Origin of the sequence: Acinetobacter sp. WC-743 (assembly GCF_000335555.1) — a bacterium.
Classification (GTDB): Bacteria; Pseudomonadota; Gammaproteobacteria; order Pseudomonadales; family Moraxellaceae; genus Acinetobacter; species Acinetobacter bereziniae.
Genome location: NZ_AMFQ01000125.1, coordinates 1 through 21,708 on the forward strand (window position 1 = coordinate 1; position 21,708 = coordinate 21,708).

Annotated in this window: 21 protein-coding genes and 1 pseudogene; 16 read left to right on the forward strand and 6 right to left on the reverse strand. The window is 35.2% G+C overall.

Annotated features, from left to right (window positions below):
• The 7 genes and pseudogenes from ACINWC743_RS24950 to ACINWC743_RS18610 form a co-directional block, all read left to right on the forward strand.
• The coding region (locus tag ACINWC743_RS24950) for an RHS repeat domain-containing protein (RefSeq protein ID WP_009586552.1) at positions 1–824 on the forward strand (824 nt) is incomplete at its 5' end.
• Positions 825–832: 8 nt separating this feature from the next.
• Positions 833–1,102 (forward strand): hypothetical protein, encoded by a 270-nt coding sequence (locus tag ACINWC743_RS18580; RefSeq protein WP_009586549.1) that lies wholly within the window; start codon positions 833–835, stop codon positions 1,100–1,102.
• Positions 1,103–1,571: 469 nt separating this feature from the next.
• Positions 1,572–2,138 (forward strand): sel1 repeat family protein, encoded by a 567-nt coding sequence (locus ACINWC743_RS18590; protein ID WP_009586613.1) that lies wholly within the window; start codon positions 1,572–1,574, stop codon positions 2,136–2,138.
• A 146-nt stretch (positions 2,139–2,284) separates the two neighbouring features.
• Positions 2,285–2,752 (forward strand): hypothetical protein, encoded by a 468-nt coding sequence (locus ACINWC743_RS18595; protein WP_009586541.1) that lies wholly within the window; start codon positions 2,285–2,287, stop codon positions 2,750–2,752.
• Positions 2,753–2,785: 33 nt separating this feature from the next.
• Positions 2,786–3,233, forward strand: a pseudogene (locus ACINWC743_RS24030) (RHS repeat domain-containing protein); the annotation flags it as partial.
• Between the two features lie 254 nt (positions 3,234–3,487).
• Positions 3,488–3,688, forward strand: coding sequence for a hypothetical protein (locus ACINWC743_RS18605; RefSeq protein WP_009586544.1), 201 nt, complete (start codon positions 3,488–3,490; stop codon positions 3,686–3,688).
• Between the two features lie 648 nt (positions 3,689–4,336).
• Positions 4,337–4,927, forward strand: coding sequence for a hypothetical protein (locus ACINWC743_RS18610; RefSeq protein WP_035301441.1), 591 nt, complete (start codon positions 4,337–4,339; stop codon positions 4,925–4,927).
• Between the two features lie 278 nt (positions 4,928–5,205).
• Here the strand turns inward: ACINWC743_RS18610 and ACINWC743_RS18615 are convergent, their stop codons facing one another.
• Positions 5,206–6,405 carry an MFS transporter gene (locus ACINWC743_RS18615; RefSeq protein WP_009586581.1) on the reverse strand — a complete coding sequence of 400 codons (1,200 nt, stop codon included), beginning with the start codon at positions 6,403–6,405 and terminating at the stop codon, positions 5,206–5,208.
• A 135-nt stretch (positions 6,406–6,540) separates the two neighbouring features.
• Here ACINWC743_RS18615 and ACINWC743_RS18620 point away from each other — a divergent pair, with 135 nt between their 5' ends.
• Complete coding sequence (locus ACINWC743_RS18620; protein ID WP_009586607.1) at positions 6,541–7,125, forward strand: TetR/AcrR family transcriptional regulator; 585 nt, start codon at positions 6,541–6,543, stop codon at positions 7,123–7,125.
• Positions 7,126–7,430: 305 nt separating this feature from the next.
• On the opposite strand, the gene ACINWC743_RS18625 is transcribed toward ACINWC743_RS18620, so the two are convergent.
• Together ACINWC743_RS18625 and ACINWC743_RS18630 are read right to left on the reverse strand one after the other, a co-directional pair.
• Entirely contained in the window at positions 7,431–7,961 is a 531-nt protein-coding gene (locus ACINWC743_RS18625) for a porin family protein (protein ID WP_004831114.1), read from the reverse strand.
• A gap of 456 nt (positions 7,962–8,417) precedes the next feature.
• Positions 8,418–9,524 carry an OmpW/AlkL family protein gene (locus ACINWC743_RS18630; RefSeq protein ID WP_009586574.1) on the reverse strand — a complete coding sequence of 369 codons (1,107 nt, stop codon included), beginning with the start codon at positions 9,522–9,524 and terminating at the stop codon, positions 8,418–8,420.
• A gap of 869 nt (positions 9,525–10,393) precedes the next feature.
• On the opposite strand from ACINWC743_RS18630, the gene ACINWC743_RS18635 reads away from it, so the two are divergent.
• A complete protein-coding gene (locus ACINWC743_RS18635) occupies positions 10,394–10,957 on the forward strand; it encodes a 1-acyl-sn-glycerol-3-phosphate acyltransferase (RefSeq protein ID WP_005029431.1) in 564 nt (187 codons plus the stop codon).
• A gap of 106 nt (positions 10,958–11,063) precedes the next feature.
• Positions 11,064–11,813, forward strand: coding sequence for a YebC/PmpR family DNA-binding transcriptional regulator (locus ACINWC743_RS18640; RefSeq protein WP_004831110.1), 750 nt, complete (start codon positions 11,064–11,066; stop codon positions 11,811–11,813).
• 645 nt (positions 11,814–12,458) lie between these two features.
• Here the strand turns inward: ACINWC743_RS18640 and ACINWC743_RS18650 are convergent.
• Positions 12,459–12,932: an Lrp/AsnC family transcriptional regulator gene (locus tag ACINWC743_RS18650; protein WP_004831109.1), complete on the reverse strand. Its 474-nt coding sequence runs from the start codon at positions 12,930–12,932 to the stop codon at positions 12,459–12,461.
• A gap of 249 nt (positions 12,933–13,181) precedes the next feature.
• Here ACINWC743_RS18650 and ACINWC743_RS18655 point away from each other — a divergent pair, with 249 nt between their 5' ends.
• The 5 genes from ACINWC743_RS18655 to ACINWC743_RS18675 all read left to right on the forward strand — a co-directional run bounded on the left by ACINWC743_RS18655 (position 13,182) and on the right by ACINWC743_RS18675 (position 16,712).
• Complete coding sequence (locus ACINWC743_RS18655) at positions 13,182–13,964, forward strand: HesA/MoeB/ThiF family protein (protein ID WP_009586594.1); 783 nt, start codon at positions 13,182–13,184, stop codon at positions 13,962–13,964.
• Between the two features lie 39 nt (positions 13,965–14,003).
• Positions 14,004–15,302 carry an ABC1 kinase family protein gene (locus tag ACINWC743_RS18660; RefSeq protein ID WP_005029427.1) on the forward strand — a complete coding sequence of 433 codons (1,299 nt, stop codon included), beginning with the start codon at positions 14,004–14,006 and terminating at the stop codon, positions 15,300–15,302.
• Between the two features lie 102 nt (positions 15,303–15,404).
• Positions 15,405–15,785: a dihydroneopterin aldolase gene (gene folB, locus ACINWC743_RS18665; protein ID WP_009586560.1), complete on the forward strand. Its 381-nt coding sequence runs from the start codon at positions 15,405–15,407 to the stop codon at positions 15,783–15,785.
• A complete protein-coding gene (locus ACINWC743_RS18670) occupies positions 15,742–16,179 on the forward strand; it encodes a 2-amino-4-hydroxy-6-hydroxymethyldihydropteridine diphosphokinase (RefSeq protein WP_005029423.1) in 438 nt (145 codons plus the stop codon). Before folB ends, ACINWC743_RS18670 begins: the two co-directional genes overlap by 44 nt.
• An 11-nt stretch (positions 16,180–16,190) precedes the next feature.
• Positions 16,191–16,712: a hypothetical protein gene (locus ACINWC743_RS18675; protein ID WP_004831103.1), complete on the forward strand. Its 522-nt coding sequence runs from the start codon at positions 16,191–16,193 to the stop codon at positions 16,710–16,712.
• Between the two features lie 122 nt (positions 16,713–16,834).
• Here ACINWC743_RS18675 and coq7 read toward each other — a convergent pair whose 3' ends face one another.
• Both coq7 and ACINWC743_RS18685 read right to left on the reverse strand, forming a co-directional pair.
• On the reverse strand, positions 16,835–17,470 hold the full coding sequence (gene coq7, locus ACINWC743_RS18680; protein ID WP_004831102.1) for a 2-polyprenyl-3-methyl-6-methoxy-1,4-benzoquinone monooxygenase: 636 nt from the start codon (positions 17,468–17,470) through the stop codon (positions 16,835–16,837).
• A 1-nt stretch (position 17,471) separates the two neighbouring features.
• A complete protein-coding gene (locus ACINWC743_RS18685) occupies positions 17,472–18,791 on the reverse strand; it encodes an MFS transporter (RefSeq protein ID WP_009586570.1) in 1,320 nt (439 codons plus the stop codon).
• Between the two features lie 175 nt (positions 18,792–18,966).
• Between ACINWC743_RS18685 and ACINWC743_RS18690 the strand changes: the two genes are divergently transcribed.
• Complete coding sequence (locus ACINWC743_RS18690; RefSeq protein WP_035301451.1) at positions 18,967–21,693, forward strand: autotransporter assembly complex protein TamA; 2,727 nt, start codon at positions 18,967–18,969, stop codon at positions 21,691–21,693.
• The last annotated feature ends 15 nt before the right edge of the window (positions 21,694–21,708 follow it).

Sequence of the window (21,708 nt, forward strand, 5' to 3'; positions counted from 1 at the left end):
AACGTGTTGCGTTTTATCACTGTGATCAAGTGGGCACACCACAAACCTTAAGCAATGAGTTAGGTGAGTGTATTTGGGAAATCAAACAGGACACATGGGGAACAACACAAGAAATTAAAACTGCAAATGAATCCAATCCACTTGAACAAAGTAACCTAAGATTCCAAGGGCAGTATTACGATAAAGAAACAGGTTTACACTATAACCGTTATCGTTATTACGAGCCGTATAGTGCAAGGTATGTGAGTAAAGACCCAATTGGGTTGAATGGTGGTTTACATCAATTAGCTTATGTGAATAATCCTCTACAATGGATTGATGCATTGGGGTTAAATGGGGAGCCAACTCTTCCAAATAGTAAAATAGTTCAACAAAGTGGTATTACAATAGAACATTATTATTATGGTAATGATCATTTACCAGCGCATGCGCATGTCAATGGTGGTGGAAAAACTGTTAAAATAGGTGCAAATGGTAAACCCTTAAAAGGAGAGCCTGCTTTGTCATCAAAACAGCAGCAAGTTGTAAATGAGAATTTGTCAGTAATTAGAAGAGATATTAATAAAATTAATAAATATTTGAAATTTCAAAATTATGGTTGTACAGCGTGTAAACCTAATAGCACTTCAGCTAAATCTACTGGAACAACCTTAAAAGCTGTAGGTATAATGAGTTTTGTTCAAAGTGCTGTGCATATTTTTACAATTCCTCAATGTAAGGATAGCTCTTTATCAAGTAAATGTCTTTGTGCTATGGAGGCAGAAACTTTAGGGGTAAGCTATGAACAATATTGTGATCCATATGGTTTGGAAACCATATATTAGGTGAAGACATGAATGATGATTATATTTGGGTTATACAAAGTAGTGAAAATTTAAATATTATCGGATGTTTTATTCAAAAGAATGAAGCTGAAAAATATATTTTTGAAAATAAACTAAAATGTATCCTTACTAAATACCCTGTGAATATTACAGTTTATGATTGGGTAATTCAAAAAGAATTTTGGCAACCAAAAAATGATTTACAGAGAAATAGTAAATTTAGAGCTAGATTTAGTAGTGCATATTTAGAGCACGAACATTATTTTCAAGAGTTGTAGTTTATGAAAATAAAATTATAAGGTATTTGACTGTGAAGAAACTCATAGTCAAATATATTTTTTATAAAAAGTCTTGGTGGCAAGGATTCATTATCTAGAAGTCATACAAAATCAACTCAATACACAAGACTACACAAAACACTATGTATATGAACCAGATAGCTTTGTACCGTTATTATAAACAGGCTATACCCGTTTTATTCAACTGATGCTTAAACACTAAAGTTATTGAGCCTCCGTTACCAGGTACTTATGATATGAAAAGAGTCGATAAATATGGTGGGTCTTGGTGCTTAGATGAAGGGGTAATAAACCGAAGGTTAAGAAATAGAGGAGAGTTTTATTTACATGAGGGAAGTATCTCACATGGGTGTATTACAGTGAATAAAATAAATGACTCAGGTACATCTAAGTTCTTTAAATTGAAACGATTATTTGATGGTACAAGCCCTAAAATGATAATTGAAAAGTGAGTGATGAAATGAATGTAAAGTATAGGGCGATATTTTTTATCTTTATGTTATTTATTATATCAATAGTAGTGTTTTTTTTAATTAAGGATTATCAGTATAAGCATAGAAAGATAGAAGAAAAATCTTACACTGATTTTGTATCCTTAGTTAAATCAGGAGATTACTTAGAGGCATACAAAAACTTGTATCCTCTTGTTTTAAAAAATGATCCTAAAGCTATGAAATTAATAGGGGATGCATACCATGAGGAGTATGGCGTTAAAAGAGATCTAATAAAGGCAAAAATATGGTATCAAAAAAGTGAAAATATGGGGAGAGATGGAGGGGGCATTGAATATAGTCAGGCTATGGTTTTTTTGAAAATAAAAGATTACGGAATGGCTTCAGAGTTTTTACAAAAATCAGCTGAACTAGGAAATCGTGATGCCATTGAGAAAATTAAAAGCGAAGAATTTGTTAAATTAAATAAACTGAATATAGATCCTAATTGGAAAGAGTATTGGAAGAGATTTGATTATGAAGATTTATATCCGTACAGAAAGGAGATGAAAAATAATAATTAAATTATTTTTTAATTTTATTCTTATTAGTGACTATGCTTCAGAAAACGCCTGAATAAATTAAAAAAGATCTGGCGGAAAAAATATTGATTATACTGTAGGAATTGTAGGTGGGGGCACAGGTTTAGCTGTTGCTAAAGGAGTCATGTGTGATTAATAACAACGTTTTATTGCTTATAAAAGAGTCAAGAAAGGCTTATGACAAATATTCTGAAATTATAGAATATGATTTGGAGACGGGATCTATTTTGTCAAGAACTAAAATTGCTTTAGGTGAGATGGAAGTACACGGACTTAGAGGTTTTTATTACGAATTTTATGATTGGAGTAAAAATAGAAAAAAAGCAATATTATTTTATAAAAATAATGTACTTTATCTGCTTTATGAAAATAATGAGTTTAAAGTAAGTGAAGTCAAGGTGAATAAAATTTTATTTTGGAAAAAAATAATTATTAATAAAAATGTTTTAATTAAAGTATTTTCACCTTTTTATACATTTTTTTTAATAACAGATCAATATCCAGATGCTGTAGAACCAATCTATGATAAATTTTTATATTTATCTGAAAAGAATGCAATATATGAAGAAATTAAATTTTTAAAAAATAAAGAGTAATTAGTAGCATATTTATAGTTAGTCTGATTGTCATATATCCAGAAATGCAATTTTATCTATAAAGGCTCAATATGGAGAACTAAAAGAAAAAACAAAGTTGAATTAGAACGTGTGGCGTTTTATCACTGCGACCAAGTAGGAACACCGCAAACATTAAGCAACGAGTTAGGTGAGTGTATTTGGGAAATTTAAAAGGACACATGGGGTACGACTTTAGAAATTAAGACAACCGAACACGACAATCCATTCGGCTATAGTAATATTCGTTTTCAGGGGCATGAGCAAAGATCGAGCATTGCTCGGTCTGATGCGCAAGGATCAAGAAACAGGTTTACACTATAACCGTTATCGTTATTACGAGCCGTATAGTGCAAGGTATGTGAGTAAAGACCCGATTGGGTTGTTTGGTGGGTTAAATAACTCGGTTTATGTAAGTGATCCAAATCAGTGGATTGATCCGATGGGGTTGCAAAAGAATAAGAAAGCTGAAGACTATACTAAAGCTGAAGGTCTTATGATTGCATCTGAAGAAAGAGCATTAAAGGCTAATTTAAGAATTATAGAGGAAGCCAAAGCAAAGAAAGAACGTATTGATAGATCGTTAAAAGAAGAATCACTTAAAAATGCTAAATTGGTACTGCATTAGATGTTAGTGCTATAGCTTGTACGGCAACAGGAGTCGGCGCACCAGTTGGAGGCATTTTAGGAACAATCGGTACAAGGGTTGATGAGTTCTTGAATTGGACTGATCCAGATAAATCTACAAAACATAAAATTATAAGTACTGCAATATCATTAAGTGTAGGTGCTGTATTTGGTGCAGGAGCTGATGCAGCTCCTGACTCTGTTAAACGGGCAACGGTTGAAGCTATTGGTTATAGTATTGATAAATATTCAGGTAGTGAAATTGATAAGGTCATGGAGGAAAAAAAGTAATGTGGAGGCATAATTGAATAATTTAATGAAAATAATTATGAATGAAAGACGTACATCTACTATAATAATTTCGTTTATAGTAGTTGTATTGTTAATTTTGTTGAAAGCAATATATTATGGAGGTATTAGTAAGGTAAATATATTTGGGAGTATTTTTATATATATTTTTAGTGTTTATATAATATTTAATGGAAGTTGTTTGTTTGTTAGAAAGATTAACTTAAATAGTAGTGATTACGATTATTATGCTAGGTTTTTAATGTTGATAATTACATATTTTATGTTAATCTTCTGTATTTTTAATTAAGGATTTTTATGAGTATTCGTTTATTTTTAGCATTTTTTTAAATGGATGTTCGAGCATTGCTCGTTCTGAAGTTCAAGGATAAAAACAGGTTTGCACTATGATCATGATCTTTCCAGAATAACTGAACCTGAGAATAAATTATTGAATTTTAGATAGTGAGAACGCAAGCATACTTTAAAAATTTTACGGTTTTTTAAGTTTGATGTATTTATAAACATCATTGGTTTGAACTAAAATTTAAATTTCCATAAGCACATCATTTTATTCATTGTTTTAAATCAATAAGTAGACCTTGAGTTTAGCTGATTATTTCCAAATCTAGAAAAGAGTACTTGCAATAAATGATGCCAACAAAAATAACCACACTTGTTAAATTAGTTTGTTTTCTCCAACTTTCAATGGCAGTAACTTTTTGTTATGCAAATGATTGGCAGAAGCAAATTATCTCGGATAACTTTAAAGCGATTGATAGTTTGAGGCTTTACAGTGACTCTGGTCATGAAGCAATTCGACTATACCAAAAAGAAGGTAATTTTGCGAAAGCACTGGGTTATCCAGAAAAAGCAGTTTTTTTAACTCTTTCCGTCGCATTGACTGATGATTCAGGAGTAAATAAAACTACTCAATTTATTGATTCCAATAAGCCGATATATATCAGCATGGATAGTGGTATCAATCAAAAACTGCAATCAACAGACTTTGCGGATGAGGGATTAAAAGCAATACAAATTTTATTTGTTGCGACTGATCCGCAGGAATCCTGTGGACTGATGGGAGAGTTAATCCATTCTAAAAGATTTACAATAAGTTACCATCAGTTTGATTCTCCAGAAAAAGTTAAAATTGATTTTACAATGCCAGAAAAAAATGAACTGATCTATGAGCTGTTTAAGTTGGATCAGGCGACGGATTGTTTAAAAGCAAAAAAATGACCAAGAAAAACTTGAGCGTGGTTTATTTTAAATATTTGAATCTATAGATTTCTTAAATAGTAATACTGAGAAATGAACTTCAATTTAAATGATTTTGAAGTTCACCAGTTTTTGTAAAATGGAATATTAGCTGTCGAAAAGCTCTTTAAAAAACATCATTCAATGCAAAAAGCTTTATCTTAACTATCGCCCTAAGGAACAATGAATTTTTGATATCAATATGATTCACGTCTGATGACCTATTTTAATGAGTTGTGAACAAGCTATTTTGAATGATTTTAAGCTGACGATTGTTCATGATGTCTTAAACGATAATTTCCAAATAGTGCAAGGATGAATACGATTGCACCCGCACCCAAGGCGATCAAGAATCCATATTCTAAACCATAGCGATCGAGCATTTGCCCCGCACTTGCTGCGCCTAATGCTACACCAATATTTAAACCAGCCAATAACCATGTCATTGCTTCAGTTAAGCGGTGTTTCGGGACAAGACGTTCAACCAGTGACATTGCCACGATCATCGTCGGTGCAAAAAATATTCCAGCCACAAATACAACACAAGCCAGAATAGCGATACTGTTAATCCAAGCTAAGGGAATGGTTGCGATGGCTGTAGCTACACCGCCACATAATAAAAGTCGATGTAAGGGCATTGACAGCTTAAGTGCACCAAACCACAGACCCGATATACATGATCCTAGAGCATAAGCAGAGAGGACTAGACTTGCAGCAGCGGGTTGAGAAACTGCTTCAGCAAAGGCGACACTCACGATGTCCACTGTACCGACAATAACGCCCATGCTCAGCATAAGTAAAGTCAGTAAACGTATATTTGCAAGTTGGATAATCGAGCCAGAATTCGGCAGATGGGTATTTAAATCGTCCAATTGGGGTTCAGTTGCACGTTGAAGAACCAATATAATAACGCCAATAATCAGTAATAAGATTGCAACGATTAAGCTGGCTTGAGGGAATAAAATGATAGATAAGCCTACAGATAAGGGAGGTCCAATAATAAATGACACTTCATCAAGTACTGTTTCTAAGGAATAAGCCGACTGTAATCTGGGGTGATCACGATAAAGTTCTGTCCAACGGGCTCTCACCATTGCCGATATGCTTGGCATAAAACCTGCCAAAAATGCTCCAATAAATAAGTACCAATTGCCAGTTTGCTTCCAAGCGCTATAAATTAGGATAACAAAGCCTACTGTGCAGATGATCGTTACGATTGGAAGTATATCTCTTTGTCCATAGCGATCAACGAGCCTTGATACTTGTGGTGAAATAAGCGCATAAGTGAGGACAAATGTAGCCGACACTAAACCTGCAAGGGCATAACTATCATACAACTGCGAAACCATAAGGATGATTCCAATACTACTCATCGGCAAAGCGATACGTGCAATTAAACCAGCCATCGTGAATGTGGTCGTATGGGGTTTTAAAAATAATTCTCGATATGCATCAATCATTCGGTCTTCCTAAAAATGATTTCTTGTAAAGATACAAGGATTTTGTAAAATACATACGCTGCGTATGAATAAAGCATACAATCATACGAGGCGTATGTAAATATTCATACGAAATGTATGTAAGGAGTTTTTTTGATGGTTCGTCGCACCCGTGCTGAAATGGAAGAAACCCGTGCCGCTTTGATCGCAATGGCACGTATAGTATTTAGTGAAAAGGGGTATGCAGAGACCTCAATGGATGACCTGACTGCTCAAGCAGGCTTTACCCGTGGAGCGCTCTATCATCATTTCGGAGATAAGAAAGGACTATTAGCAGCGGTTGTGAAGCAAATTGATAGTGAGATGGATCATCAACTACAGTTTATTTCTGATCATGCTGAAAATGCTTGGCTTGGTTTTAGTCAACGTTGTCATCGTTATTTAGATATGGCTTTAGAGCCAGAGTTCCAACGTATTGTTCTTCGTGATGCCCGCGCTGTTTTAGGAGGAAGCTCATTGGAGTCACAAAAAGACTGTATTGATTCGATGCAAGAACTCATTGAAAAACTTCTCCAAGAGAATGTGATTGAACCCGTTGACCCACAAGCAATTGCTTCTTTAATTTATGGCAGTCTAACAGAAGCTGCATTTTGGATTGCTGAAGGGGGAGATAATGTACAAAGATTAATACATGCACGAGCAGCTTTAGATTTATTATTACGGGGATTGTTGATCAAGTAAAATTATGGTGTGTTTTAAATCTTGTGCAATATCTTAGTTTTTTATAAAACACGAGTTTAGATTTGATACTGAAGCAGCATGTCTATTATGCTTGCTATCGCTACTTTTAAATTCGTCATTATTTATAAGATGAATAAAATAAATTGACTGAGCGAAATTTACCTAAAATTTTATTTAAGTAATTATTGATGTTTTGAATCGCTAACTCATATCAAACGATCAGTATGATGAATGATGTATAGCGTTTTTATTTTACTTTGTGATTTAAGAAAGAAGGATATTTATCCTTCTTTCTTATTGTTAACTTAGAAGTTATATTTTAATTGAAGATTCACACCATTAAAGCCATCAAAAGCGCTAATGTATGTGTATGCTAATTCAGCTGCAATATTCTTGGTAAAGTTATAACCGCCACCAGCTTGAATAATCACACCTGAATCATCTTCACTTTCAGATACTTTATAACCTAAAAATTGAGCATCTACATCAAGATCAACACGTGTATATCCAATCATACCTTTAGCATAAAAATTGTTTTCTAAAGGATATTTACCCGTTAAAGCAACACCATAATATTGAACATCTGCATCAGTTCTTACGCCTAGCTCTTCAAAGTCTTCATCAAATTTGATGTCATTTACTGATTTGTTCCAAAATGCTTCAGCACCAATATATTGGTTGAATTGAACACCAGCATTAAGTCCCAAAAAGTGAATATCAACATCATTATCTAAATATGTATAACCTGCACCCACATAAGGTTGAATTTCAGTATTCGCTGCATGGCTAGTTACTGATAGAGCACCCAAAATTGATACTAAAAGTAATTTTTTCATCTTTTTTCCAAAGTTTAGTTAAGTATAGTTAAAATTTTTAATGATCAATATCTGTTTAAAAATTTTGCATATAATGAGAGTATTGTCACGAAATTGCAACAAATTTAGAAAAATGATTGTTCTTAGTATTTTTATTTGCTTGATAAGTAGTCGAGTTTTATTGGTTTAAATAGTTTTTTTTAAGCCGAATTTCACCTATTATCTTGTTTTTTGTTGTTCTATTTAATTTTACTATTCAAGTATTTTAATAAAACCTAAAAATTATTTGTTATGCGCAATTTTGCTTTATTTACGCTGTATGAAGATGAATACGATAGCCAATGCGTTTGACCTACAGGTTTTTAGCGAATAAATGCAAATTCATTTTCGAGTCCAATTTTTTAAATCCTAATTGAAGTCATTCCTTTATCGAATATAAAAAATGACTTCAATCTTTATTGCTTTATAGGTTAAAAATTAGAAACGATAACCAACACCAACATATGAGATCAGTGGATCAATCTCGATTTTAGTTTTCGCTTGGATTAATTTTGCATTGTTATTGGTATTCACCACACTGATTGTCGCTGTATTATCTAATTTAGCATATGAAATAGATGCCATAGCAAACCAGTTTGGTTTAAAGTCATAGGTAAATCCAGCCGTGACGATAGGTGCAAGGGCATCTGTAGCATCGACCTTAACTTTCATATTGCCACTTGATGGTTTGCCTTCAAGTGAAGCACCTGCCTGACCATCATGAATATTTTGGATCATATGCCCCGCATTGACCAAATCATTTTTAATTCCTGAATTGATTTTAATATCATTGAAATAGGCATACATAACACCTGCGCCAACAAAAGGTCTAAATTTATTGACACCAGATTTTCCAAAATAATACTGTGCTTGAATTGCGGGTGTCCAAGCTCTGGCAGAAGCAGCAGTGTTATAGCGATCTAAATCTGTAATCAAAAGATTGTTCTTTAAGTATAGATCGCCAACCAAGCCTTGAAGAGGTTGAGATGTTGCGTTGAAGGGTGCATAAACAGCACCTTTGCCTTTTAAATCAACTTTAGGTGGGACACCGCCAATCAGCTGAACAGCAACATTGTCTGTAACATTATAGGTAAACATCAAACCGAGTGTATCAACATCTTCAACTTCTAAACCTGCATTTGATGTCCAATTGGCAATGCCATTGATTTCAGCAATTCCTGTTAATTGATCAATCAAAGTGGGGTCATCAGCCATGATAACTTCGAGTAAATCATCAAATAAATATCGACCTTCTGTACTACTGGGCGTATTAAGTAACTCGATGAGTGTTGGGTCCATCGCATCAATACGAGATTGATCCACATTATCCAAAATTGTTTGCCCTGAAATTACACCCACCGCTGCTTTTGTATTCGCACCAACCGAAGTATTGATTCTAAATGGCTGCGCTTTTCCCATGGACGTCATATGTAGCCAGCCTGTAGAAACTGAAAAGCGTTTAAAATCTTCAGCTTGGCTAACCCCTGTAAGACACAATAGAGAAGTTGTAACGATGGCTTTTTGAAACATCTTTTTTGTTTTCATTAGATTCATCCTTTTAAAGATCATCATTGTCTTCTTGACAATGAGTTATTTAAAATTACACAAAATAATCAACAAGTAGAGTAAAAACTCTAATTTATAAGTGTAATTAAGACTAAAAAAGTAATGAAAAATAAAGTATTAATATTATATCTAAATGAAAATCAGAAATTTATTTAAAAAAATTATACTTTTTAGTTTATTTTTTATACAAATAAAATATTGCAAAATAGTGACATAGTTTTACTTTTTGATAAATTGAATTATTTTTTAATTGTGTTAAAAAAGCATAAAACAAATTAGTATCTCTAAATTAATTTTTAAGTTATATTATTTTTTAGGTGAATTTTATAATTAATTGAGTGGGTTAACACAATATTCAAAAATGCTAAAATACAAAGAGGGTGGATTAAATATAAGCGTTCCTTAAAAAGAAAAAAGTGATGATATGTCATGATTTATTTTATAATTGATACTCCTTTCTCTATTTTTAAAATGATTGGTATGTGGAGCAATATATTATGAAGAATATGGATATAAGTATTTGTTTTTTTAACTTTAGATTTATATTTTATAAGCGATCAGTTTTATTTGAATTTTTTAGGTCGATCAATGGTTTATATTTATTTAAAATTTACTGCATTTTTAAATTTATTGCGTTGTGATGTCGTGTATCGGCTTATGATCAGGATATAAGTCTGATACTTTTCAAATTTGTATAAATAAATCATTGATGTTTTGGTTGCTTTAAGAAAAGACGATTGTTCTAAGATAAAATATACAAGTGTAGAAAAATAAGCGTAATAGTGATTGTTTTTTTTTGCTTTTGCTCAGACAATCCTCGAATCAAATTTTTAAGGCATACATGTTATATGAAAAAGTTTTTGGGAGAACTTACCTTTAAGCTCTCGGGTTGGTCTTATGACGTGGATCAAAGTGTACTTGAAAAAAAACAAGTGATTATTGGCTTTGAGCATACGTCTATGATGGATGCTGTGCTTTCACTTGCTATATTTCAAATTCATAACATTAAAATTCATACTTTAATCAAGAAAGAATTATTTAAAGGACCCATGAAACCAATTTTAGAAAAAATTGGTGGAATTCCTGTGGATCGTAAATCAAATAAAGATATTGTTTCACAGATGGTTGAATTGTTTCAAAGTCAGGATGAATTCAATTTGGTGATCGCACCTGAAGCTACTCGTGCTGAACGCGGAGAAGCACGTAAACCGATTCGTACAGGTTTTTGGCATATAGCCAAAGCTGCAGGTGTGCCGATTGTTTTAATGTATGCCAACTCAAAAACCAAGCAAGGTGGAATTTTTGGAAAAATTTATCCAAATGATTTAGATCAGGATCTCGCAGAAATTAAACGGTTATATAAAGAGCACACAGGATTGGATATTGTAATTCCTGAGCCAAAAAACTCTTAATTTGCATCAAAACTAAAAAATAAGCACTTTCTCATAAAAAAGTGCTTATGGTAGAATTGCTGCAATTTGATATGGCATAAGGCCAATCTACAGGAGCATATTTCGCATGGCGGGTCATTCCAAGTGGGCCAATATTAAGCATCGTAAAGCAAAACAAGATGCAAGTCGCGGTAAAGTATTTACCAAATATATTCGTGAATTAACCACAGCAGCAAGACTTGGCGGTCCTGATGTGGGAAGTAACCCTCGTCTACGAGCTGTTGTTGAAAAAGCACTTTCAGTGAATATGACACGTGACACCATTAATCGTGCTATTCAGCGTGGTGCTGGTGGTGAAGATAACGATGATTTAAAAGAAGTCACTTATGAAGGTTATGGTGTTGGTGGTGTAGCAGTTATTGTTGAAACGATGACTGATAACCTCAATCGTACAGTACCAGACGTTCGTCATTGTTTCTCTAAAACCAATGGTAACTTGGGTACAGCAGGTTCGGTTGCTTACTTATTTACCAAGCGTGGTGAAATTACTTTCGAAGATGTTTCTTTAGAAGACAAGATTATGGACATTGCTTTAGAGGCAGGTGCTGAAGATATCGAAGTCGATGAAGACGAAATCTTGGTAATTACTACACCAGAAACGTTTGGTGATGTACAAGATGCTTTAACTGCAGCAGGCTTGAAATCTGACAATGCTGAAGTGGTGATGAGTCCATCAACCAAAGCACTCATTTCTGATGTGGATCAAGCAAAACTCATCGTGAAGATGATTGATATGTTTGAAGATTTGGACGATGTTCAAAACGTATATACCAATGTTGAGTTTACCGACGAAGTTTTAGCTGAATTAGAAAATTAATTCTAATTTGTGTAAAAGAAGCGCACTCTCGAGTGCGTTTTTTTATGCTGGTTTTTATTTGTTAAATGCTGCCGTAATTGAGTTATCACCACTCTATAAAATCAATCGCTTTTCGCCACGTTTGAAGTTGTTTAAAAGATCAAGCACATGGTAATAATGAGAACAGTAAATAGCTAAAATATCGTTTTACGGAGTAAATCATCATGTTTAAACAACTGATCAATTGTCTTTTTAAAGGCAGATAAATTTAGCTTATTATTTTATATATTTAACATTTACTTAAAAATATTTGACTTGTGTCTCGTTTTTGATTAATTTTAAATGATCGGTTGATCAGTAAAATTGGTTCATTCTTAAGGATAAAAAGTGTTTGTAAAATATAGAGATAAATACATTAATTCAGCAAACATCAAGTTTATGGAAGTTGAGACGATACAAGGAAACATTCATCAAGCAAAAATTTTTTTTATCGACGGTAGCAATATTGATTTAAAGTTTCTTGATAAAGTGCAGTTTGATTCATTTCTACTCAAATTAACTAACAACAATTAAGATCATTTCAATTAAAAAAATTGATTTTTGTCTAAATAAGGGAAGGAGAGGTCCCTTATTTGTCTTATAGAACGTCAGCACACGAATCAGCAACTAAATACGATTGAGTAAGCCAGTACAGTTAAATACTCGATTATATTCTTTGATCACAAAGCTTGAATGTAGCGCGACCACATGATCAATTTTACCAATACGTTTAAGTAAAATTTCACTGTAGTTTTCCATATCTTTAGCAATGACTTCAACCAAGAAATCTGCGGTTTGCCCCGTGACTAAAAAGGCATTAATCACTTCTGGAATATTTTCCAGTTCTTCTAAAAATTTTGCAAAAGTATCAGTGTCGTGTTTACTGAGTGAAATCTGTAAAATCACATGTAGCTTAAAGCCTAATTTTTCGAAGTTAATATCACGTTTTAGATTGGTCATGATATCTGTTTCAATCAAATGCTTGATGCGACGGTGTACTGAACTCACAGATAGATTAATGCGTTCTGACAATTCATTTAAGTTGATATCTTCATGGGTTAATATTTCTAATATTTGTTTGTCGTAACGGTCAAGTTCCATAGCCATACTCAGTGTGAAATTTTTTTCTAAGCTAATGTAGAATGAAATTTATAAATTTTCAATATTGAAATAATACTTGAAAAATATTTGCGATAAATAAAATAATTTAGCAACTTTCTACTTTGGATAGTTCATTGAGCAAATACTATTGTTCAAGCACTTATTTCAGATTCATTTTTACAATGTTCTACGTGATAAACCTTGAAAATGTTATATTGCAGATGGGAACAGCGGAATTATTTTTAGTACATGATGGATATGGATTTAGAACTGAACGAATCTGAAATGCACCTTTATTCGCGCCAGATTTTATTAGATGGTTGGGATTTAGAGGCACAGGAAAAATTAAAGCTTGCCAATATCCTGATCGTAGGCTGCGGTGGGATTGGCTGTACTACAGCTGAGCTATTGGCACGCGCAGGTGTAGGTAAAATTAGCCTGATTGATGCAGATATTATAGAAATAAGTAACTTACAAAGACAGATTGCCTATGTTGAGCCAGATATTGGTTTCTATAAAGCAGAAATATTAGCCAAACGATTGCAACAGATTAATCCCTTTATTCAAGTAGAGCATTATACCAACCGGCTTGATCAACAGAATGCACAAATGCTGATCTCACAACAAGACTTGGTGCTTGATGGTTGTGATAACTTTGCTACACGTTATCTTGTCAATCAAACCTGTACACATGCTCAAACTCCTTTGATTAGTGCTTCCGCAATTGGTTTTCAAGGTCAGCTCTTTATGGTTGAAGGGGATTCAGCTTGTTATGAGTGCCTATTTCCCAAAGGGCAGCAGCACAATGAAAGCTTACGTTGTGCGGACTCTGGCGTATTAGCGACAACTCCAAATGTCATCGCCAGTTTACAGGCACATCATGCACTTTTATACCTTGGTCTGGGAAGAATACCGCTCAAGCAAAAACTATTGCTGTGGGATGGTTTAACAATGAAACAACGAATTTTATCCTTTGAAAAAGATCAAGATTGTACAAACTGTCAGCTTAGCCATACTGCAAACGCTGATTAATTTGTTAAACTCCTACAAACTCAATTTAATGTTGACATTATGAAAAATAATATCTTTCTCGATGGTCTGCGTTCAGTCGCCCGCGTTGGGGAAACGGCTGTAATTGCAGCGAAAGCAGGCATTAAATATGCCACAGAAAAACCCAGTAATGCCAAGTTGATGCGTGAAACCTTTGAATCATTAGGTTCAACGTATATTAAATTAGGTCAATTTATTGCCAGTACACCCTCATTATTTCCTCGTGAATATGTTGAAGAGTTTCAAGGTTGTTTGGATCAGACCCCTTATTTACCATTTAGTTATGTACAAGGTGTGTTGCAACAAGAGTTTGCAGGGCGTGATTTGTCAGAAATATTTGCTTCTATTGATGAAAAGCCATTAGCTTCAGCATCCATTGCACAAGTGCATGCTGCACGTTTAGTCACTGGCGAAGATGTTGTAATCAAAGTTCAAAAGCCTGGTGTAGAAACCATTCTTTATACTGATTTAAACGTTTTACATTGGGCAACCAAGGTTTTGGAAAAAGCAATACCTAAAGTTAAGTTTGCTTCTTTGGCTGACATTGTTGAAGAAATCAAAACACGTATGGTTCGTGAAGTTGATTTTATTGAAGAAGCTAAAAATTTAGATGATTTTGTCAATTATTTGAATGTCTCTCGAAATACTGCTGCAACAGCTCCTAAGGTTTATCATCAATTTTCTACTCGTCGTGTTCTTACAATGCAACGTTTATATGGTGTACCACTGACAGATTTTGAAGTAGTCAAAAAAGTTGCTAAAGACCCTTCGCAGGTACTGATTACAGCAATGAATACTTGGTTTGGTAGTTTAATGCTGTGCCAATCTTTCCATGCAGATTTACATGCAGGCAACCTAATGTTGTTAGAAGATGGACGAATTGGCTTTATCGACTTTGGGATCGTGGGGCAGTTAAAACCTGAAGTTTGGCAAGCATGTATGGCATTTATGGATGCATTGCAAAAGACCGATTACAAACTGATGGCTGAAAATATGTTGCAAATGGGTATGACCAGTACTCAAATTGACACTCACGTTTTAGCAGACGATTTGGAACGTTTATTTAGTGGTGTATTGCTTGCTGATCCTCAGCAAATCATGACTTCAAATCCATCTGATCTTAACGATATCATGATGGATATGGTTGCTGTCGGGGAGCGTCATGGTATACGTTTCCCACGTGATTTTGCTTTATTGTTTAAGCAAATGCTGTATTTTGATCGTTTTATGCGAGTACTTGCACCCTATACAGATATCTATGCTGACCAACGTTTGCAGATGATTCAAAATATCGACCCAGCATCATTATTAAAGCATTAATATGAAGCGCCCCTTGTGAAAAGTATTTGAAAGATTGACGACAAGTCTTGATAAATACATTTTCGCAAGGGTTTTTCATTGAATAAGAGAAATTTTAAAATCATGGATGCAATTATTATTGAAGGTTTGAAAGTCGATACTATTGTTGGCTGTTTTAACTGGGAACGTCAAATTATCCAGCCTTTAATGCTTGATTTGCATATTCAAACCAGTTTAGAGCAAGCTTCAAATTCTGATGAACTTGAACATACGTTAAATTATGCTGAGATTTGTGAAATTTCAGCCAAAGTGATTCAAGATGCTGCCCCAAAATTGATCGAACATGCGGCGAAATTGGTGTTAAATGCGCTTTTCTCTACCTTTCCTGCGATTGAATCGATTATGATTACCATCCGTAAGCCTGCTATTATCCCGCAAGCAAATTCTGTAGGAATTCGTCTTGAACGCCACCGAAACGATATTCGCTCTAGCGCTAGCCAGTAATAATCAACCACAACATCATTTTCAAAAATCATGGACTCAAATTAAAAAACTGGGGGAAGCTGTTTTTTCTCCAATTTATTTAATTCCTTGTCGTGATGGAATTGGTGCAGATTATTGGAATGCTGCCTGTTTATTAAAAAGCCATTTATCAGTCGATCAGATGATCTGTCAATTAAAACAGATGGAAGCAGAGTCAGGACGTACCCGACCATCTCATCATATTTCTTTGGATATTGATTTAATTGCTTGGGGAGCGGAGTTAAATACAATGCATTTTAATCCCAAAAAACTTCCACTGGCTTTGGACGTTAAAATCCCAATGTTTGATCTTTGGCAAGATGTACGATTCAGCTATCCACTTCATCAATTTCCTGTGATTGATCTACCCGCATAAGGTGAGTACATATGAATATTCGATCTATGATTTTAATGAGTGCTGCATTTTTGTTAAGTGCTTGTACAACAAGTCATGAAAAACCACAAAAGCAACCTGCTAAATCGACAAGTTCGTTATCATTGCAACAGCGTGAGATACACTTAAAACAGCAAGTAGAAAGTTATACTCAGGGTCAGCCTACATTTAATGTTGCATTTAATGACCTGAATCAAGATGGAGTGGAGGATGCGATTGTCCTTCTAAGCGGACAGGATTGGTGTGGCTCTGGGGGCTGTACTATGTTGGTCTTTAAAGGTGGAGCAAATCAGCAGTTTGAGTTTTTAAGCAAAACCACTTTGGTAGACACACCTGTATATGTGACCAGTTATATGCACAACGGCTGGAAGCAACTGTTTATATATACACATCAGCATGGGCAAGTGATGTTAAAATTTGATGGGAAAAAATATCCCTTAAATCCATCTTTATTACCAGTACAAACAGCAAAATTGGCGCCTGATAGTGCCCAGTTGATATTTGGTCAAGAGTGATATTTAATCAGAATAAAGATGTGGTTTTGTTTAGCAGCTAAATATTTAGAACAGTTAAAATTTTCAAAAATAAAGTTAAAAAATAAGCCCAATTCAAGGGCTTATTTTTTTAGATACTGCCATTAAATATAATAACTGGTTTTGGTCATCAGTTTTGAAATGGCAGTCATGGTAATTTTAACAGGGATTGGAAGTTCTACACCACCAGCAGTTAATGCTGTATCACGATGATGTAATTCATCTTCATTCATTTGTACCAAGATCTTACGCGAGCGTTCATCTTGAGCAGGGAGCTGACTGATATGGTGTTGCAAGTGAAGGCTCACTTGGCGTTCAGTTTCAGCCACAAAGCCTAAACTGTATTTATCGCCCGCGATACCAGCAAGTGCCCCCATACCAAATGAAAGTCCATACCATACGGGATTGAGTAAACTGGTATGACTGTCCAACTCTTTTAAACGATCCTCACACCATGCCAAATGATCTTGTTCTTCAATGGCAGCAAACTCCATTTCACGACGCACATTGGGAAGTTTTGCAGTCAGTGCTTGTCCATGATAAAGGGCTTGTGCGCAGACTTCACCACTGTGGTTGACCCGCATTAAACCTGCTACATGGCGTGCTTCACTAACAGCGAGTTGAGTTTCAGTCTCAGTGGATGGATTGGCTCTTTGTGCAGATGTCGCTCCAGGAACTAAGCTTCTTAACGCTTGATCAAAAGAATGAATCAATTTATCAATGCCCGTATATTGACGCATATTAGTCCTCCAAAGAAACTTGAGTGGTTGCGATTAATGGCTTTAAACGAATTAATAACCATGTGCTAAACAATGCGCTTAACACAGCAGTAATACAAAATAGAATTTTAATATCTATTTTTAAGATACTTAAGATGATAATAGAAAAAATCGCCGATGAAACCATGAATATCGCATTAAAGATATTATTTGCAGCAACAACGCGTGCTCGATGTGATTTTGGTGCATATGCTTGCATCATGGCATATAGGGGAACGATATAAAAACCCCCACTAATCCCCAGTAAAGTCACTGCCAACATCACGTGATAGTAAGGGGCACCAGAACTAAACATATCTGTAACGGAAATCAAATCACCTGTACGTTCAGGAACAAAAGCCAGACTGCCTGCAAGGTAAATTGCAAATAAAGTTAAACCAATCGCACCCAATGGCACCATTTTGATATTCACTTCAGTACCACCAATTTTGCGGCATAATAATGAACCAACACCGATTCCCACAGAGAAAAACGTCAGGAGTAAACTCACCACGTTTTCATTGCCATGCAGGTTTTGTTGGGTCAATTGAGGAATTTGCGTCAGGTAGGTTGCGCCGTAGAACCAATACCAAGAATTACCTAAAAGAACCATAAAGATTAAAGGCAAACTTTTTGCATAGCGAATGGTTTCGAAACTGGTTCTAAAGAAGTTCCAGTCAATTTTTAAATCAGTGTTGGTGGTTGATTGTTTGAGAATAAAGCGGCTCGATATATAGCCCACTACAGCGATTGAGACAATGGTTAGACAAATCCAAATCATATGTCCTTGAGAGAGTGATATAACCGCGCCACCCAAAATCATCCCGATCAAAATAGCAATGGATGTTCCTGACTGAAATAAAGCATTTCCCGACATTAACTCGTTTGGTTTTAAAATTTCAGGCAAAATTGCATATTTGATTGGACCAAAGAAGGTGCTGTGAGTACCCATTAAAAACAAAGCAAACAGTAAAATCCACAAATTACCCAATAAAAAACCTGCCGAAGCAATCAGCATAATAATGATTTCAAGAATTTTAATATTTCTGACTAAAAATGAACGTTCATACTTATCCGCAATTTGACCCGCTGTCGCAGAAAAGATGAAATAGGGTAAAATAAATAGAAGTGCGGCAAGATTATTTAAGGTACTTACACTTGCTGATTGTTGCTGAATCCATCCATAGGTAATGACGAGCAATAAGGACTGTTTATACACATTGTCGTTTAAAGCGCCAAAAAATTGGGTGAGGAACATCGGTAAAAAACGTCGGGTCCCTAAAATATGCTCATTTTTTTCCATTGTAGAAGACTTCATTTAGTTATATATAAGAAATGTGTTGAAATGGTAACTATCTCTCAAAATCATGTATCATGTTTTTACCTTAAATCATGTGTAAAACCAATTGGTTTGAGTATTTGAAAGATTTTTAATCATGGATCTTTCTACAAATAAATTTAGGTCATTCGAGCGTGGTATGCCAGCAAAAATTAATTTTAAAAAATCTGTGCTTTCACATAGTGTTCATTTACACTTTGATCGTTATCATATCAATAAACTGATATGTTCAAGTGTTTTTTTAAGTATTTTTGCAGTACCCGTGAGTTACGCAGAGCAAGCACAGAATAGTCAGAACATAAACTCAAGTACTGTAAATATTACACATGATCAAGAACAATTAGAGTCGGCAGCAAGACAAGAAGGCTTATCGAACGAGAAAATTGATCAACTCGATGAGAAAGTAAAACAGGCTCAACAGCAGCCCGAACAATTTGATAGTGCAAAGATGCTTGAACAGCAACAGCAGAATATTGGTGTTCAGGATTATTTCAAACCGATTGAATTTGAGGACTTGGAAGATTTACCCGCGGTCAGTGTTGACCAGTCTATGGCAAACGAAATTTACAGTGTGGCAGAGCAGGCTAAAACCGAAGCACAAAATTTTCGTAATGGCATGAGCAAAACGCCTGAGGTTGAAGTCAGTAACGCCACACAACAAGAGTTAACCGAGATCACTCAAGCCCCAGTCAATGTTGATCAATTGATACAAACGATTCGTGCAGATAACCAAATTTCTGTTCAGGAAAATGAAGCTGGGAAAACCCTGGTTGATCATAACGCGAATCTTCCAGAGGAAGAGCAACCTAAAAAAGGTTTCTTTAGAAATCTTGTCAATAAAATTCGCGGACCACAGGACAACGGCGCACCGATTGCAAAAATCAGTGTCTCTGTCTCAGGCGCACCTCCTGTTTTGGCAAACAACTTAAAAGCCAAACTCGGAACTTTTACTCAAGAAGCTTATTCTGATTTTAATGGTTCAGTGCCACAATTGCGAACACTTGCAGTTCAGGCTGCACAAGCTGTGGGTTATTACAATGCCCAATTTAGATTTAATAAAATTGATGAGAGTCATTTAGGTGTAAAAGTTACTCCAAATGATCCTGTAAAAGTTACTGAACAAAACATCGAGTTCACAGGTCCTGGTGCAAATCTTGCTCAGTTCCAAGTGATTGGTGTATTACCTGACTTGGATGAAGGTGATATTCTGAATCATGGTTTATATGAAACCACCAAAACCAGAATAGCAGATGCAGCTTCCAATAATGGATTTTTTGATAGTTATTGGCGTTTGCATGATGTCAAAGTGGAGCAACCACAAAATAAAGCGCAGATTAATTTAAAGTATGAAACAGGCGAGCGTTATAAATTAGAAGATGTCGAGTTTAGAATGAGTGACCCTTCTAAACCGTTACCGATTGATTTAAAAATCTTAAAAACTTTAGCACCGTGGAAAGATGGTGCAGATTATACGGCTTGGCGTGTCAACGGTCTGGCAAATAATCTCACCAACTCACGTTATTTTAATTACACGCTTGTAGATGCGATTAAACCTGATGCGATTGTAAAACCACTGGAGTTGCCAGCAGATTTACAAGCTTTGGTCGATCAGGAGCATGTTGCTGAATCAACTTTTGCAGCACAAACAGATGCTGATAAGGCACATCTGTCAGATAAAGAAGTTACCCAGAATGTAGTTAATGAAAATCAATTTGCCGGGACTCAGGGCGAAGAAGCCAACCCAAATTTAAAACAGCTGCAAGCACAGCAAAAAGAAAAAGAGTCTGATGAGGATCAGCTCAAGGATAAAGCGCGCGAAACCAAAAAAATCCCAGTGATTGTGACTTTAAATGCTGATCGTTTAAATAGTCTAGAAACAGGTATTGGTTATGGAACAGATACAGGCGTCCGTTTGCGTGGTCAGTATAGACGCGCCATTGTCAATCATTTAGGTCATTCCTTTGATGCAAACATGGAGCTGTCACAGATTCGTCAATCAATTGATGCGCGTTATAACATTCCTTATAAACATCCTTTAAATGATTATTTCAGTTTAGTTGCTGGTTATGAACGCGAAACTCGCGATGGTATTGGTAATGACATGGACTTGGTCATTGAATCTGCTGTAGCTGGGGTTGACCGCATCATTAAAGGATCACGTAAAGAGTGGCAACATATTCTGGGTGTGCGTTATCGTTTAGATCGAGTCACTCAAAATGGACCTGTCGATATAGCCAATATTCCTGACGCATTTTTGATTCCAGGCTCCGATCAAGAGCAAGAATCACTATTGTTAGGTTATGAAGCAACCAAAACGATCAGTGATAATCGTGTCAATCCAACACGTGGCTATAAACAAAGTTATAAAATCCAATTGGGTAGTCAGTCATTACTCTCTGATACGGATATGGCAATTACCAGTGCTGAATGGAAAGGTTTGTATTCTTTTGGCGAAAATGACAACCATCAAATTGTGGGTGGTCTGAATGTGGGCTATATTTTTGCCAAAGACTTCGAAAAAGTACCTTATAACTTAAGATACTTTGCTGGTGGCGATCAAAGTCTTAGAGGTTTTGATTATAAAAGTTTATCACCTGTTGAGTATGGGTATAAAGTAGGTGGACAAGGTTTAGCAGTAGGCTCGTTAGAATACAATTATCAATTTAAAGATGGTTGGCGTGGTGCAGTATTTAGTGACTTTGGTAATGCTTATGACAAGTCATTTAGTAATGATACTGAATATAGCGTAGGTGTGGGTCTACGTTGGAAGTCACCAATTGGTCCGATTCGAATTGATGTTGCATCTGGAATATCCGATCCAGCAAAACCAATTCGTTTGCACTTCTTTATTGGTTCGCAACTTTAATTAACTAAAAATATA